Source organism: Hymenobacter sp. BT559 (assembly GCF_016427535.1).
Classification (GTDB): domain Bacteria; phylum Bacteroidota; class Bacteroidia; order Cytophagales; family Hymenobacteraceae; genus Hymenobacter.
The window spans coordinates 667,491-683,280 of the sequence record NZ_JAELXV010000003.1; the positions used below are offsets into that span (position 1 = coordinate 667,491).

10 protein-coding genes are annotated in these 15,790 nt (G+C 60.9%); 6 read left to right on the forward strand and 4 right to left on the reverse strand.

All coding sequences use genetic code 11. The features are described from left to right. Positions 1-68 precede the first annotated feature (68 nt). The 6 genes from JAO77_RS13540 (at position 69) to JAO77_RS13565 (ending at position 11,172) form a co-directional block, all read left to right on the forward strand. On the forward strand, positions 69-1,121 hold the full coding sequence (locus tag JAO77_RS13540; RefSeq protein WP_198990897.1) for a FecR family protein: 1,053 nt from the start codon (positions 69-71) through the stop codon (positions 1,119-1,121). A gap of 54 nt (positions 1,122-1,175) precedes the next feature. Next, the gene (locus tag JAO77_RS13545) at positions 1,176-4,640 is read left to right on the forward strand and encodes a SusC/RagA family TonB-linked outer membrane protein (RefSeq protein ID WP_198990898.1); all 3,465 of its coding nucleotides are present in this window, start codon (positions 1,176-1,178) and stop codon (positions 4,638-4,640) included. A gap of 17 nt (positions 4,641-4,657) precedes the next feature. Then, positions 4,658-6,274, forward strand: coding sequence for a RagB/SusD family nutrient uptake outer membrane protein (locus JAO77_RS13550; RefSeq protein ID WP_198990899.1), 1,617 nt, complete (start codon positions 4,658-4,660; stop codon positions 6,272-6,274). Between the two features lie 42 nt (positions 6,275-6,316). Next, complete coding sequence (locus tag JAO77_RS13555) at positions 6,317-7,453, forward strand: SusE domain-containing protein (protein ID WP_198990900.1); 1,137 nt, start codon at positions 6,317-6,319, stop codon at positions 7,451-7,453. 41 nt (positions 7,454-7,494) lie between these two features. Next, complete coding sequence (locus tag JAO77_RS13560) at positions 7,495-8,649, forward strand: glycoside hydrolase family 76 protein (RefSeq protein ID WP_198990901.1); 1,155 nt, start codon at positions 7,495-7,497, stop codon at positions 8,647-8,649. 129 nt (positions 8,650-8,778) lie between these two features. Further along, positions 8,779-11,172: a GH92 family glycosyl hydrolase gene (locus tag JAO77_RS13565; RefSeq protein WP_198990902.1), complete on the forward strand. Its 2,394-nt coding sequence runs from the start codon at positions 8,779-8,781 to the stop codon at positions 11,170-11,172. A 115-nt stretch (positions 11,173-11,287) separates the two neighbouring features. Here the strand turns inward: JAO77_RS13565 and JAO77_RS13570 are convergent, their stop codons facing one another. The 4 genes from JAO77_RS13570 to JAO77_RS13585 all read right to left on the reverse strand — a co-directional run bounded on the left by JAO77_RS13570 (position 11,288) and on the right by JAO77_RS13585 (position 15,742). Continuing rightward, on the reverse strand, positions 11,288-11,923 hold the full coding sequence (locus JAO77_RS13570) for a gluconate 2-dehydrogenase subunit 3 family protein (RefSeq protein ID WP_198990903.1): 636 nt from the start codon (positions 11,921-11,923) through the stop codon (positions 11,288-11,290). Positions 11,924-11,939: 16 nt separating this feature from the next. After that, positions 11,940-13,685, reverse strand: coding sequence for a GMC family oxidoreductase (locus JAO77_RS13575; RefSeq protein ID WP_198990904.1), 1,746 nt, complete (start codon positions 13,683-13,685; stop codon positions 11,940-11,942). 16 nt (positions 13,686-13,701) lie between these two features. Next, the gene (locus JAO77_RS13580; protein WP_198990905.1) at positions 13,702-14,388 is read right to left on the reverse strand and encodes a 3-keto-disaccharide hydrolase; all 687 of its coding nucleotides are present in this window, start codon (positions 14,386-14,388) and stop codon (positions 13,702-13,704) included. Between the two features lie 379 nt (positions 14,389-14,767). Further along, positions 14,768-15,742 carry a PorP/SprF family type IX secretion system membrane protein gene (locus tag JAO77_RS13585; RefSeq protein WP_198990906.1) on the reverse strand — a complete coding sequence of 325 codons (975 nt, stop codon included), beginning with the start codon at positions 15,740-15,742 and terminating at the stop codon, positions 14,768-14,770. Positions 15,743-15,790 lie beyond the last annotated feature (48 nt).

Genomic DNA, 15,790 nt, shown 5'->3' on the forward strand with positions numbered 1-15,790 from the left:
TACTAGAGTACAAAATCGGCCTTCGTTCGTGGTCAGGAAAAATCAGGTCACTTTTGCCCTGCTCGCCTATGGATTTTACGACTTACTTGGTTAATGATTTCGTAGCAGACGAGTCGTTTCAGGCATTTGTGGCTGATGCTGATTCGGACGCCGGGCGCACGTGGCAGGCGTGGCTGGCTGCGCACCCCGGCCACCAAGCCGATGCCGACCACGCCCGTGCCCTGGTACAAGCCCTAGGTCCCGGCTCGCTCTACCCAGTGCCAGCCGAGCTTAAGCACCAAGAGTTGCTGCGTTTGCGGCAGTCGCTCTACGCGCCCCGCACGCAGCCCTGGCTGAGCTGGCAGCGGCGCACCCGGCTGTTGGTTGGCACTTCGGCGGCCGCCATTTTGCTGGCAGTGGCTGGCTGGTGGCAGTGGTCGGGCACTACCGGCCCCACCACGCAGTACGTGGCCGCCCCCAACCAGCAGCGTACCCTTACCTTGCCCGATGGCTCGGTGGTGGTGCTGAATGGCAACGCCAAGCTGACCACTGCCGCCCAGTGGACCGCCACCACGCCCCGCGAAGTGTGGCTGACGGGCGAAGCCTACTTCCAAGTGACGCACCTGGCCGCCCCGGCGGTGCACGACATTGCCAGCGCCCCGGCCAAGGCCAAGTTTGTGGTGCACGCGGGTGGGCTCGATATCGCTGTCCTAGGTACCCAGTTTAACGTGAATAGCCAGCCCACCGGCACCAAGGTGGTGCTGAATTCGGGCAAAGTAGCCGTAGACCGCCACGCCTGGTTTACCCGCGAAAACCTGCTGATGCAGCCCGGCGACCTCGTTGAAACTTCTACTGCTGCGCCGAGCCTGGCTAAGCGCCGCGTGCAGCCTGCCCTGTACTCGGCTTGGACGCAAGGCCACCTGCAGCTGCAGCAAACCTCGGTGCGTGACATCGTGCAGCTGCTGCGCGACGACTACGGCTGGCAAGTGCAGGTGGCTGACTCAGCCCTGCTCAACCAGACGCTGACGGGCCTGCTGCCCGCCAACAACCCCGACCTGCTCTTGCCGGCGCTCGCTAAGACGCTGGGCGTCGATGTGACGCGCACCGGCAATGTGGTGCGTTTTCAGCCCCTGGCCCAGTAGGGCTAGAGGCTACTCTCTTCTGCTTGCTTTATCTCCATTTTTCCCACCCATCACATGGCAAACTTTACCCGCTACGTGCGTTTGGCCCTGTTGCTAGGCGCCGTGCCCGGCGCCAGCCGGGCGCAAGGGTCGTTGGCTTTCGCCAGCCAAAATCCGCGCTCGCCGGTAGCTTCGGCTCGCGCTTCGGCCTCGGCCCAAGTATCGCTGGAAGCCTTTATCCAGGAGCTGCAAAGCACTTACAAAGTCAATTTTCTTTACCGCAACCAGCTCATAACTGGCCGGTACCTGGCCAAGGCCCACCCAGCTTTTAAATCGCTGCCCGAAGCCCTGCGCTACGTGACCCAGCAGAGCGGCCTGGAGTTTGAGCGCCTCAAGGACGGTCTGTACGTTATCGTGCCAAAGCCTACCGCCCAGAATACTACGCAGCCAGAGGTGCCGCAGGAGGTACCCCCGCTGCTGGCTTCAACTGGGTCGGCCATCACTAGTACCCTGGCCGACGTGCCCGTGGCTGGCCGCGTTACCGACAGCAAAGGGGTGGGACTGCCGGGCGTGACGGTGGTGGTGAAGGGCACCACCCAGGGCGCCAGCACCGACACCGAGGGCAGGTTTAGCCTGCAAGCGCCGGAAAACAGCGTGCTGGTATTCAGCTTTGTGGGCTATACCCGCCAGGAAGTACCCATCACCGGCGCCACCAGCAACCTGGCCGTGTCGTTGGCCGACGAGGCGCAGGCGCTGACGGACGTGGTAGTAGTGGGCTACGGCACCCAGCAGCGCGCCAACGTGACGGGCGCCATCAATACCGTGAGCGGTGCCACGCTCGAAAACCGCCCCGTTACCAACGTGGCGCAGGCGCTGCAAGGCTCGTCGCCTAACCTCACCATTCAGCAGAACAGCGCCGAGCCGGGTGCGGGCCTCAACATCAACATCCGGGGTGTAGGCACCCTAGGCAATGCCTCGCCGCTGATTATCGTGGACGGCATTGCGGGCTCGCTCAACGCCATCAATCCCAATGACATCGAGAGCGTGACAGTGCTGAAGGATGCGGCTTCGGCCGCCATCTACGGCTCGCGCGCTGCCAACGGCGTACTGCTGGTAACCACCAAGCAGGGCGCGCTCAACCAGAAGCCGGTTATCAGCTACAACACGGTGCTGGGTTTCCAAGCGCCTAACTTCCAGCGCCGGCCGGTTACGGGCCTCCAGTTCATGGAGCTCAAGAACGAGGCGCTCGTGAATTCGGGGCAGGCGCCGCAGTTCTCGCCCCAGCAGATGCGCGACTTCGCCGCGCACGGCGACTACGACTGGCAGCTCAACCAAGTGTTGAAGGAGCAGGCCTTCCAGCAAAACCACAACCTGAGCGTGAGCGGCAGTTCGGGCAAAACCCGCTACCTCGTTTCCCTAGGGTACGTAGACCAGAATAGTCTGTTCTACGGTGATAACTACGGGTTTAAGCGCCTAAACGGCCGCCTCAACCTGACGACGCAAGTCACGGACCGGCTCAAGCTGGGCGCCATCGTGTCGTATGCCCATGTGGGTACCCGCGAGCACGCTTTCGGTACCGAGTGGATTATCAGTGGTGCGGCCCGCATCCCGGTTATCTACCCCGTGCAGGATGAGCAGGGCAACTACGTAACAGCGGCCACGGCCAGCGACAACTCGGTGAACCGCCTGCTCAACGGCGGCCTGCGCACCAACTCCAACGACAACGTATTCGGCAACCTCAACGCCGAGTTTGAAATTATCAAGGGCCTGAAGCTGCGCGGCTTGGTGGGCGGCGACCTATGGAGCTACCAGAACGACGAGTTTCGGCGCAGCCTGATGTACGTGACGCCCGACGGCTCGCCCACGGCGGGCGGCGATGGCAACAACGCGGTGCAAAACCGCAACCAGCGCACGCTACTCACCAACTACCAAGCCACCCTCAACTACGACCGCACCTTTGCGGAGAAGCACAGCGTGCAGGCGCTAGTGGGCTACTCGACTGAGCACTTCACCGATGACCGCCGCGGCATCCTAGTCACCAACATACCGGGCAACCAGTTTGGGGTCATTAATAATGGTACTACTTACGGCGGCATTACCGACCCTAGCGGCGGCTACCACGCCAACGGCACCTACGGCAACCAAGAGCAGTGGGCGCTAAACTCGGTATTCGGACGCTTGAACTACTCGTTTGCCGGCAAGTACTTGGTAGAGGGCAGCTTCCGCTACGACGGCTCGTCGCGCTTTGCCAGCAACCAGCGCTGGGGCTTCTTCCCGTCGGGCTCGGTGGGCTGGCGCCCGCTGGAAGAGAACTTCCTAGAGTTCCTCAAATCGACGCTTAGTGACCTGAAGGTGCGCGGCTCCCTAGGTCAGCTGGGCAACCAGAACATTGGCCTATACCGCTACCTGAGCACTGTAAGCCTGGCGCCGGGTACGTACTCGTTCGGCGGTACGCCGGTGTCGGGGTCGTATTTCAGCACCTCTAACTCGGCCATCACCTGGGAAACGGCCACCATGGGTAACGTGGGCCTCGACGTAGGCTTCTTCCAGAATGCGCTGTCGTTCAGCGTTGATTACTTCGATAAGCGCACCAGCAACATCCTCATCGACCTGCCGGTGGCGGGGGCCTTCGGTGCTGGCGCACCTACCCAGAATGCCGCCAAAGTGCGCAACCGGGGCTGGGAAGTAACGGCCACGTACCGCATGCGCACCGAGCGCGGCTTCAACCAGAGCCTGAGCCTGAACGCAGCGGACAGCCGCAACACCGTCCTTGACACCAGGGGCGTCGAAACCATTCGGGGTGGCGATGCGACCAACATCATCCGCGAGGGCTGGCCTATTAACTCGTACTTCGGCTACCGCACGGCCGGCCTCTACCAAACTCTGGAAGAAGCAAACGCTGGCCCCCAGCCCGCCTTCATAGCGCCCGGTACGCTGCGGCCCGGCGACATCCGCTACGTAGACCGCAATGGCGATGGCATTATCAACCAGGACGACCGCTTTATCCTGGGCAACCCGTTTCCTAGGTACACCTTCGGGGCCACGTACACGGCCGACTACAAGGGCTTCGACCTGCTGGTGTTTGTGCAGGGCGTGGGCAAGCGCAGCCTCTACATCCGGGGCGAGGGCGTGGAAGCTTTCCACAACAACTGGGAAAACGTGTACCAGCAGCACCTTGACCGCTGGACGCCCACCAACCCTAATGCTGACTACCCGCGCCTGACCATCGGCACGGCCTCGACCAACAACAACCAGGGCTCGGACTACTGGCTGCAAAACGGCGCCTACGCCCGCCTCAAAAACGTGCAGTTTGGCTATACCCTGCCGGCCGCACTCACCAAGAAAGCCTACATCCAGCGGTTGCGCATTTTCGCGTCGGGCCAGGATTTGTTCACCATCAGCCACTTGAAGAAAATCGGGTTTGACCCCGAAATCTCGGAGTTCAGCGAGAGCGTGGGCACTGGCGGAGGTGTGGGCAGCAGCGGCCGCGTGTACCCAGCAGTGCGCGTCATGACCCTAGGCGTTGATATTTCCTTCTAATCTCTATCCCACCCATCATGCTGATTAATCGCCACCTCCGCCACACGCTACTGCTTGGGCTAGGGCTAGGCTTGGGGCTCGCGTCGTGCCAAAAGCTCGACCTGCCGCCCACCGACCGCCCCACCGATGCCACGTTTTGGCAGCAGCCGTCTGACGCGGCCAACGTGCTGACCACGGCCTACGAAAACCTCTACAATTCGGAGTATTTCTTCTTCAACGAAACGCTCTCCGACAACGCTTATAACAAGAGCGACGTCAACGGCTCGAACTCGCGCAACATTGCGGAGGGCGCCTACGGCACCAACCAAGCGCGCGTTACCAACGAGTGGGGCTACCACTACGCGGGCATCCGTAAGTGCAACCAGCTGCTGGCCAACATCGACAAGATTTCGGACCTTGATGCCGGCCTCAAGGCCCGCTACATTGCCGAGGCCCGCGCCCTGCGCGCCTATCAGTACTTCCAACTGCTGACTTGGTACGGCGACGTGCCCCTCATAACCACCGAAATCAACGTGAGCGACGCGGCGGGCTTGGCCCGTACGTCGCGCGCCGAGGTGCTCGATTTTGTACTGAAAGAGCTGGACGCTGCGGCAGCCGACCTGCCCATCAACACCGCCTACGCCGCCACCGACCGCGGCCGCTTTACCAAGGGCGGGGCGCTGGCCGTGAAGGCGCGAGTACTGCTCTATGAAGGCCGCTGGGCCGACGTAACGGCCGTAACCGAGCAGCTCCTAGGTGGCCAAGTAGGCAGCTACAGCCTGTTTTCGAGCTACGCCGGCGTGTTTTCGCCCAACAACGAGGGCAACAGCGAGGTGATGCTCGACTTGCAGTACCTGTTTCCGTCGCGCACCTACTCCGAGCAGCGCTTCTTTATTCCGCGCACCGAGGGCAAGCTCATCTGTGCCATTGCGCCTACGCAGGAGCTGGTGGATAGCTACGTGATGGCCAACGGCAAAGCCATCGGCGAAGCCGGCTCGGGCTACAACGAGGCCACGCCTTACGTGGGCCGCGACCCGCGCTTTGCCGCTACGCTGGTATACGATGGCTACCGCTGGCAGCGCCCCGATGGGTCGAGCATCCTCATCCGCACGGTGCCGGGCACCGGCGACAACTCGGTGGACCGCGCCGACGCTAGCCCCACCGGCTACTACTCGGCCAAGTACTTTGACCCCACCGCCGACGCCAACCTCAACTCGGGCCTGAACCTGATACTGGTGCGCTACGCCGACGTGCTGCTCATGCACGCCGAAGCTAAGAATGAGCTAGGCCTGCTCACGGCCTCGGAATGGGACCGCACCATTGGAGCGCTGCGCCGCCGGGCCGGCTTTACTGACCCCGCCGCGCTCACCTTCCCTGGGGGCGATAAGGCTAGCCTGCAAACGGTGGTGCGCCGCGAGCGCCGCACCGAGCTGGCCATGGAAGGCACGCGCATCTTCGACCTGCGCCGCTGGAAAACTGCCCAAACCGCCCTCACGGGCTATGCCCACGGCATCAAGGCCGGCGACCCCAACGTGGACAACGGCTACCTGCGCGTAGACCAGCGCACGTTTGACCCCGCCAAGCACTACCTCTGGCCCGTGCCCCAGCGCGAGCGCGACATCAACCCCAACCTCACGCAAAACCCCGGCTGGTAGTCCTGGCCCTCCCACTCAGCATATCTCCTCGCCTCTCTTACCATGAAAAAGTTTTCCCACCCACTGCTACTGTTCGTAGCTCTCCTAGGTCTGCTTGCTGGTTGCAAGAAAGACGAAAAGGCCCTGGACGACACCATCACGCCGGTGTCGAACTACATTTCGCCCGCCGATAACAGCTTCTTCCGCCTCGACCCGCCTTCCAACGCGGCCGTGACCTTTGAGTGGAGCCAGGCCCGCGCCGCCGATGGCACGCTGGTGCTCTACGAAGTGCTGTTTGACAAAGATGGCGGCGACTTCTCGAAGCCGGTTTATAGCACTGTATCGGGCACCAATGGCCTCGAAAATAAGCTGACTCTCAGCCACGGCGACCTGAACAGAATCGCCAACCTGGCCGGTATTGCCTCGCAAAGCCAAGGCAAAATGAAGTGGATGGTGAACGCCTCGAAGGGCCTGAACGTGATGCCCGCCTCGGCAGCGCGCACCTTCACGGTCGAGCGCCCCGCTGGCTTCTCGGTTATCCCCGGCAACCTGTACCTCACGGGCTCGGGCACCGAGGGCGGCGCCACGCTCAGCCAGGCCTTGCCATTCAAGCGCTTGTCGTCGGGGGTGTTTGAGCTTTACACCAAGCTTGGCCCCGGCGACGTGAAGATGGTAGACCAAACCACCGGCACGCCCACCGAATACTACATCAATGGCACCAAGCTGCTGCAAGGCGCCAACGCCACCAGCCCCGCCACCACGGCGGCCGTGTACCGCGTAACCCTCGACTTCAACAACGGCTCGTCGGTGCTCACCGAGATTCAGTCGGTGGGCCTGTGGGTAGCGGCGCAGAATAAAGTGACGGTGACCTTGCCCTACGTAGGCAAAGGCCTGTGGGAAATCGACAACACCCCGATTGAGTTCTTCCAGTTTGACTGGGGCCGCGACGAGCGTTACAAGTTTGTCTTCACCGAAAAGAACGCCGCGGGTACCGTAGCGGCGCGCCAGTACGGCAGCACTAACACCGACAACCAACCGCCTACGGCCAACACGGCCGCGGCCTACTTCAACATTGTGCCGGTGGGTACCGACCAGTGGAACAACTCCTATAAGTTTCCGGGCACCGCCGACCGCAAGAGTGTAGACATCCTGGTGATGATGCAGCCCGCTGCCTATACCCACCAGGTGAAAGTGCGCTAGGTAGCAACGTCTTTGTATAACAAGGTTTAACCCTCGTGCTTATGCCCTCTTTTCGGATAAATGCCGGCGCGTTACTAGGCTTAGCCTTCCTGGCTGGCTGCAACGAACCGGTTGATGATATGATAACGCCACCGGCCCCCAAGCCGGTGGCCGTAGTGGCCAACTGGTCTGCCCGCGCCGACTCGGCGCAGGCGGCACTCGACCAGTCCTTCTGGTCGCCTACCGAATACTATTATTTGCAGAACAGCGCTAAGAAGCCCGACTTCAACTACTGGTGGCAGGGCCACGGCCTCGACGTGCTGCTCGATGGCTACCAGCGCACCAAAGTGCTCGACTACATCACCAAGATGCAGCAGCTGCAGCAGGGCGCCAAGAAGAAGAACGGCAACACTTACCTCAACAATTTTTACGACGACATGGCCTGGCAGGCCCTGGCTAACCTGCGGGCGTTTCAGATAACGCAGGACCAGTCATATAAAGCCACGGCCCAACTGCTGTGGGCCGACCTCAAAAATGGCTGGAACACCGAGCAGGGCGGTGGCATAGCCTGGAAGAAAGACCAGCGCGACTACAAAAACACGCCAGCCAACGCGCCGGTAGCCATCCTAGGTGCCCGCCTCTACCAGCTCGACCGCAACCCCGACGACCTAGCCTGGGCCACCAAGATTTATGACTGGCAGAAAAAGACCCTCGTGGACCCTACCACCGGGGTGGTGTGGGACGGCATCAACCGCCAGGGCAACGGCCAGATTGACAAGGACTGGCGCTTTACCTACAACCAGGGCGTGTATATAGGGGCCGGCCTGGAGCTGTACCGCGCTACCCAGCAGAGCACCTACCTCGACGACGCCAACCGCACGGCCGGCTACGTGCTCAACGACAGCCAGCTCGCGCCCGGCGGCGTGCTCAAGGATGAAGGCGGCGGCGATGGGGGCTTGTTCAAAGGCATTTTGGTGCGCTACCTAGCGCAGCTCGCCACTGACCCCGCCGTGGCGGCCGCTACCCGCGCCCGTTATGTGTCCTTCCTCAAGTTCAACGGCGAGAGCCTGTACAACAAAGGCACGAGCCGGCCACAGTTTCTATTCAATACCAACTGGACTTCGCGGCCGGGCGGCACTGTCGATGGCTCGACGCAGCTGAGCGGCGTGATGATGTTTGAAATAATGGCCGATTTACAGGCCCGCAAGCTCCTCTAGGTTGCCACAACTACCTAGTTGACGATAAGGACCGGGCTGCGCGGTGGGGTGCGGTCTGGTCCGCCCGCGTCTGGCTGGTGGAGCCGGGCGCGGGCATTTTTTTGCACTTGCTATTCTTAAAACTCCTGTATGAAATTGATTGTCAAGGCTAGCGCGGGGGCGCTGGGACTGCTGCTGGCGGCGGGCGAGGTTAACGCGCAAAGCGCGGCCAAAGCGTCTAACGTGCTGAAGTACGTAAACCCCAACATCGGCACGGCGCACAGCCGCTGGTTTTTCTACACGCCCGCGGCCGTGCCCTACGGTATGGCCAAGCTGGCGCCCTCTACCAACGGCCACTACGGCAATGCCTCGGGCTGGGAAGCGGTGGGCTACGACACCCGGCAGAACTCTATCGAGGGCTTCGTGCACTTTCACGAGTGGCAGGTGGGCGGCGTGAGCTTTATGCCCACCACCGGCGAGCTGCGCACCCAGCCCGGCGACCTCGACAAGCCGGACAGCGGCTACCGCTCGCGCTTCGACCGCAAAAACCAGGTGGCCGAGCCCGGCTATTATAAAGTACTGCTCGACGACTACGGTATCACGGCTGAGCTGACGGCCACCAAGCGGGTAGGCTTTCACCGCTATACCTTCCCCAAGAGCGAACAGGCGCACATTATTCTCGACATCGGCAACAAGCAGGGCGAAAGCAGCGACGTGACCGACGCCAGCATCCGGATGGTGGACGCCACGCACGTGGAGGGCTTCGTGAACACCTACCCCAAGTACGTGAAAACCTATGACCCTAGCGGCAAGGTAAACATGTACTTCTACGGTGAAATCAGCAAGGCACCGGCCAACGTGGGCGCCTTCACAGCTGCCGGCACCCAGCCCAATACTAAGTCGGCCACCGGCAAGGGCGCGGGCCTAGTGCTGAACTATCAAACTGCCGCGCAAGAGAAGGTGGAGCTGAAAATCGGCCTCTCGTACACTTCCATTGCTAACGCCAAGGCCAACCTGCTGGCCGAAGCCAAGAGCCTGACCTTTGACCAGGCCCGCACCGCGGCGCAAGCCACCTGGCAGCGCGAGCTGGGCAAAATCGCAGTAGAAGGTACCGATGAGCAAAGCAAGACCAAGTTCTACACCGGTCTGTTTCACGCCCTCCTAGGTCGCGGCATTGCCAGCGACGTGAGCGGTGCCTACCCCAAGCACGCCGGCCAGGTGGGGCAGCTAGTGGCTAGCGGCCCCGGCCCCAAGCCCGAGTTCATCAACACCGACGCCATTTGGGGCGGCTACTGGAACCTGACGCAGCTGTGGGCGCTGAGTTACCCTGAGTGGTATGGCAACTACGTGAACACCGAGCTACAAGTGTACCGCGATAAAGGTTGGTTTGGCGACGGCCTGGCTAATAGCGAGTTTGTGTCGGGCGTAGGTACCAACTTCGTGGGGCTAGCCGTGGCCGGTGCCTACCAGGTGGGCATCCGCAACTACGACGTAAACCTGGCCTACCAGGCTGTGCGTGCCAACGAACTGAACTACCGTAATCGCGCTTTTGGCTCGGGCAAGATGGACGTGAAGGCCTTCACGCAGTACGGCTACGTGCCTTTCCGCGACGACTATAAAGAGTACAAGGGCGAGTGGTACAAGACCGACTCGACGGGCGCCTACTTCGCCAATTCGCATACCCTAGAGTACAGCTACAGCGCTTTCGCGGCCGCCCAGATGGCGAAGGCCCTAGGTAAGAAAGCCGACTACGAGCAGCTCATTAAGCTTTCCAACGGCTGGCAAAAGATTCTAAATCCGCAGAGCAAGCTGATGCAGCCCAAGCTGGCCGACGGCACGTTCGCGGCCAACTTCAAACCCTTTGAGCCATGGCGCGGCTTCCAGGAGGGCAATGCGATGCAGTACAGCTTCTACGTGCCGCAGAACCCTGCCGGCCTTATTGCAGCGATGGGGCGCGACAAGTTCAACAACCGCCTCGACAGCATCTTTACGGCTTCGGCCAAAACGGGCTTTGGCGGTGGCAAGGAAATTGATGCCTTCGCCGGCGTCAACGCCATCTACAACCAAGGCAACCAGCCCTGCCTGCACATCAGCTGGTTGTTCAACTTCTCGGGCCAGCCCTGGCTGACGCAGAAGTGGACCCGCCAGATTTGCGATGAGTTCTACGGCACCGAGCCCATCCACGGCTACGGCTACGGCCAAGACGAGGACCAGGGCCAGCTCGGCTCGTGGTACGTTATCACGGCCCTAGGGCTGTTCGACGTGAAAGGCTTCACCGATGCCCGGCCCATCATCGAGCTGGGTAGCCCCATCTTCAGCAAGTCTACCATCCAGCTGGGCAACCAGAAGAAGCTGGTTATTGAAGCCAAAAACACGTCCAAGACCAACCTATACGTACAGTCGGCTGAGCTGAACGGCAAGCCGCTGAACAACTGCTGGCTCTACCGCGACGAGTTGATGAAAGGCGGCAAGCTGGTGTTCACGATGGGCGCGCAACCCAATAAAGCCTGGGGCAGCAAGACCCCGCCGCCCTCGGCGCAGTAGACGCGCGTGAGTTGGTAAAACGAGTTTGGCCCCACCTAAGGCGGACTACCATTGGTAGCGCCGCCCTAGGTGGGGCCAAACTCGTTTTGCTAACTGCTAAGGCAGGATAGGGGCCCTAGACGTGCTCCATGCCGTATTGCTTCAGCACATCGGCGGGTACGCCGGTCCAGCGGTTGGGCGAGTTGCCCACGTAGCCAACGTCGGCCATGCCCATCTTGCTGCTGAAGAAGCCGCTGGCCGTAAGGTCGCGCATCCGGTTGAAGAAAGCCACGCCGGCCCGCATGTCGGGCGTGGCGCGCTTATGGTAGGCTATTTTGGTTACCAGCTCTAGCTGCTGCGGCGAAGTACACTTCACAAACGGCTGGCCGAAGCGGTTGGCGCACTGCACATCGAGCCAGCGCAGGCCGCCGCGCAGGGGTACCTGGTGCTCGGGGATATCCTTAACAATGAACTCGATAAACTCGGGCACCTTGGCATCCGAGGCGCTGCCCGACTTTTCATCTTTGGGAATGATGATGTCCACCAAGACGGTTATCGTGGCCATCTCGTGCGGGGTGAAGAACGTTTCGGCGTGCAGCTTCTGGTCGCGCTCTAGCTCGTAGGGCTGCCGGCCGGCAACTTTGGCGGGCGTATCGGCGGTCTTGGAGGCCTCGGCGGGTGCCTTAGCCGTATCGGGGCGGCAGCCATCGAGCAGCAGCCCGGTGCTGAGGGCGCCTAGGCCGATGGCCTTTAATGACTCACGTCTTTTCATGGATACCTAGGGCTAATTAAGACAAGATTAAGCGCTTGCGCTGGTCAAGGATGTACTCGCTGGTGCGCATCGACAAAGCCAGAATGGTCCAAGTGGCGTTTTTATCGCCTTGCTGCACAAACGGCGCCGCGTCAACCACAAACAGGTTGCGGCAGTCGTGGGCCTGACACCACTTATTGAGCGCCGACTTCTTGGGGTCGTCGCCCATGCGCACCGTGCCCACTTCGTGGATGATGCGGCCGGGCGCCTCCAGGCCATAGTTAGTGTCAGCGCCGGGTATTTTGGAGGTGATAACAGCCCCCATGCCGTGCATGATTTCCTGGAAGGTTTCCTGCATGTGCTTAGCCTGCTTGACTTCGGCGTCGGTCCACTTGTAGTGGAAGCGCAGCACCGGAATGCCGTACTTGTCCACCACGTCGGGGTCAATTTCGCAGTAGTTGCTTTCGCGCGCGATGGCCGTGCCGCGGCCGGCCATGCCCACTTGCGTGCCGTAGAAGCGCCGGTAATCGTCTTTGAGCGAAGCCCCGAAGCCACCAGCTTCTTTCATCTTGCCATCGCGGCCGGGCACCAAGCCATTCAGGTTTTGGATGCCTTTGCCAAAGCCGTAGGCCGGCATATGCATGCCGCCGCCGTACTCGATGTGGTAGCCGCGCGGAAAATCCAGCTTCTTGTTATCGAGCCACCACGGGCTGTAGATGTGCACGCTGCCCACGCCATCTTCGTTATAGCGCTTACGGTCCATGAGCTGGGGCAGGAAGCCGCTCAGGCTGGCACCCGTCGAGTCGTGGATGTACTTGCCTACCACGCCGCTGCTATTGGCCAGGCCGTTGGGGTGGCTCGGCGACTTGGAGTTGAGCAGCAGGCGCGCCGACTCGCCGGCGCTGGCTCCCAGAATTACGATTTTGGCCTTCACCTCGTACTCCTGCAAGTCGTTCTTGTCCACGTAGGACACGCCAGTAGCCAGGCCATTGGCACCGGTCAGCACCTCGCGCACCATGGCGTTGGAAATGACTTTCAAATTGCCGGTTTTGAGCGCCGGAATCACGAGGCAAGAAGAGGCCGAAAAGTCGGCGTATACCTTGCAGCTGCGCCCGCACTGCCCGCAGAAAAAGCAAGTGCCGCGGTCCTTATTGCCTGGCAGGGCCTCGGTAAGCACCGAGCCGCGGCCGGGTATCACGGTCACGCCGGCTTTGGCGGCGCCCTGCTTGATAAACAGCTCGTTAAGGCGAGGCTTGGGCGGCGGCAAGAAGATGCCATCGGGCTCGTTTTCCAGGCCTTCCACCGTGCCGTATACCCCGATGAGGCGGTCTACCTTGTCGTAGAAGGGCTTGACCTCGTCGTAAGTGATAGGCCAGTCGTCGGTGAGGCCGTCGATGTGGTGGCTCTTAAAGTCATTGGGGCCCATGCGCAGCGAGATGCGGCCCCAGTGATTGGTGCGGCCGCCCAGCATGCGGGCCCGAAACCAGTTGAATTCGGTTTTGTCCTTGGTAGTATAGGGCTCGCCTTCAATCTCCCAGCCGCCGTAAGCCGCGTCGAAGTCGCCAAAGGGCCGGGTGGTGGAGGCGCCGCGGCGCGGCGACTCGTACGAGAATTTCAGCTGCTGCGCATCTTCCCTAGGGTCAAAAAATGCCCCGGCTTCCAGCATCAGCACCTTTAGGCCGGCGTGCGCCAGTACGTAGCCGGCCATGCCGCCCCCGGCCCCCGAGCCTACTACAATAGCGTCGTATACCGTCGCCGACTTCTTGATTTCAAAATTATCCATTCTCCTAGGTCAGAAATTACAACTGCTCGATGGTGATGGCGCGGAAGGCTACCTGGTGGCCGTGGTCTTGCAGGGCAATGTGGCCTTTGGGGTATGCCGCGAAGTTTTTCCAGGTCTTGAACTTGCTGTTCTCTATTAGAGCTTGCCACTCGGGGCTACCCATCTGCACGTCCACGATTTTGGTCTTATTCAGCCAGAAGGTGAGGTGGCCGTTTTGCTTGCGCAGCTTCACTAGGTTCCACTCGCCGGCGGGCTTGGCCACGTCCTTGGCCGGGGCCTGCATGTCGTAGAGCGAGCCGGCTAGGTGATTGGCTTTCTTGTTGTCGTCGGCGTCCTTGTTATCGAGCACCTGCATTTCGATGCCCGTTTCGTAGGTAGCGTGGAAAGCCGGGTCCTCGTGCACTCCGAAAATGACGCCGCTGTTGCCGCCGGGCGAAATCTTCCACTCCAGATTCAGCTCGTAGTTTTCGTATTCTCCGTCAGTGACCAAGTCGCCCCGGCCGGTTGCTTTCGGGTCGAGCTGCAGGGCCCCATCGACTACCTGCCAGGCCGGCTCGGCCGTGGGCTTGAGATAGGTGTGCCAGCCTTTGGTGGTCTTGCCATCAAACAAAGCTTGCGGCTTGGCTTTGGCGGGCTGCTTGGCAGAAAAAACTGGCTGCGCCAAGCTTGCAACGACCACGAGGCTGCTAAGGAGAATGTTCATGCTTTTTCGGGTGGGATTTAATTACTGAATAAGCTATTCGCCTCTAAAGATATACCTCCCGGTGTTGGCTCGGCAATGCTAAAAGGACTACTTTTTTTTAGCTACTGCGCTTTTCGGTGAATGCTTTGCTATAGAGTGTTTTAACTGTCCTGCTTAATCGTTTAAATTTTCTGGTTAGCACTACCCAGGGCGAAGCCAAGCACACGCTTTATGCATTGCCAAGGCCCTAGGTGGCACCTAGGGCGAGCTTCCTAGGTAGGGGACGGGCAGCATTGGGTGGCCATGCGCCAAGTAGCCAGTGCCTTAGTGATAAAAGAAAAAGGCGCTTTGCATTGGCTCGTGCCAGTGCAAAGCGCCCACCCGTGGCCAGCGGCCAACCTTACCAGAAGCGGTTGTCAGGGCAAACCACTTGCGCTCTTTTCTTGAGGCGCAGCCCCAGTAGTATTTCGTGACTGCCGGCGTTGTAGTTGGCCAGCTGCGAGGTGCCAGCATCGTAGGAATAACCCAGCGTGAACTGCTCGTAGCTGAGACCCACCAGCGCTACTACCGAGTCGAAGGCCCGCCACGATACGCCGGCCCACAGCAGGTCCTGGTACTTAATCTTGGCGTTGATATCGACCGAGAGCGGAGCCGGGTTTACGGCCTTCACTAGCACCGACGGCACCAGCGACCACTCGGGGCTGAGCGGCACCCGCACCCCGGCCGTGGCGAAATAGTGGCGCCGCAGCGAGTTGCCGGGCGCGCCCGCGCCCACTTGGCCAGGGCCGTAGGAGAAATTGAGCCGGTTGCCCAGCAGCTGCGCCCCCGACACCCCTACGTAGAAGTTGGGGCTGTATACCCAGAGGCCGGCCGAGGCATCAAACACGCGCGAAGCCGCGCTGGCGCCGCGCGTGGTGGGGTCATAAAATTGAAGCTGCTGCCCATCTACTGCGAATTGCTGCATGCCAGCCGACACCCCTAGGGCGGCCCGGATTTCGCGCGTCAGCACCACGTTGTAGGCGTAGGAGCCGTAGGCGCCTAGCCGGCTCGTGGGCCCAGTCACGTCGTTGTACACGATGCCGCCGATGGCGTGAAACGGGCGCAGCCGGTCGCGCATGGTGCGCTTGTCTGTGGTGCGCCACTTGCCCAGCGAGGAGGTGATGCTGGCATAGTAGGTTTTGGGGGCTCCTTCGAGGCCCGTCCACTGGGTGCGGTAGCTGAACTTCACATCAATGTAATCCTCCACGCCCGTGGCGCCGGGGTTCAGAATGTAGTTATTGTTCATGTACTGGCTGTACTGCGCCTGCTGCTGGGCCAGCACGGGCACAGTAGTCAGCAGCAACCAAAACAGGAGTAGCGATAGCGCTCTTTTCATAGTAGTAGTGGCCTCAGTAGCTACCTAGGAAGAAAATAGCGTTGGGCG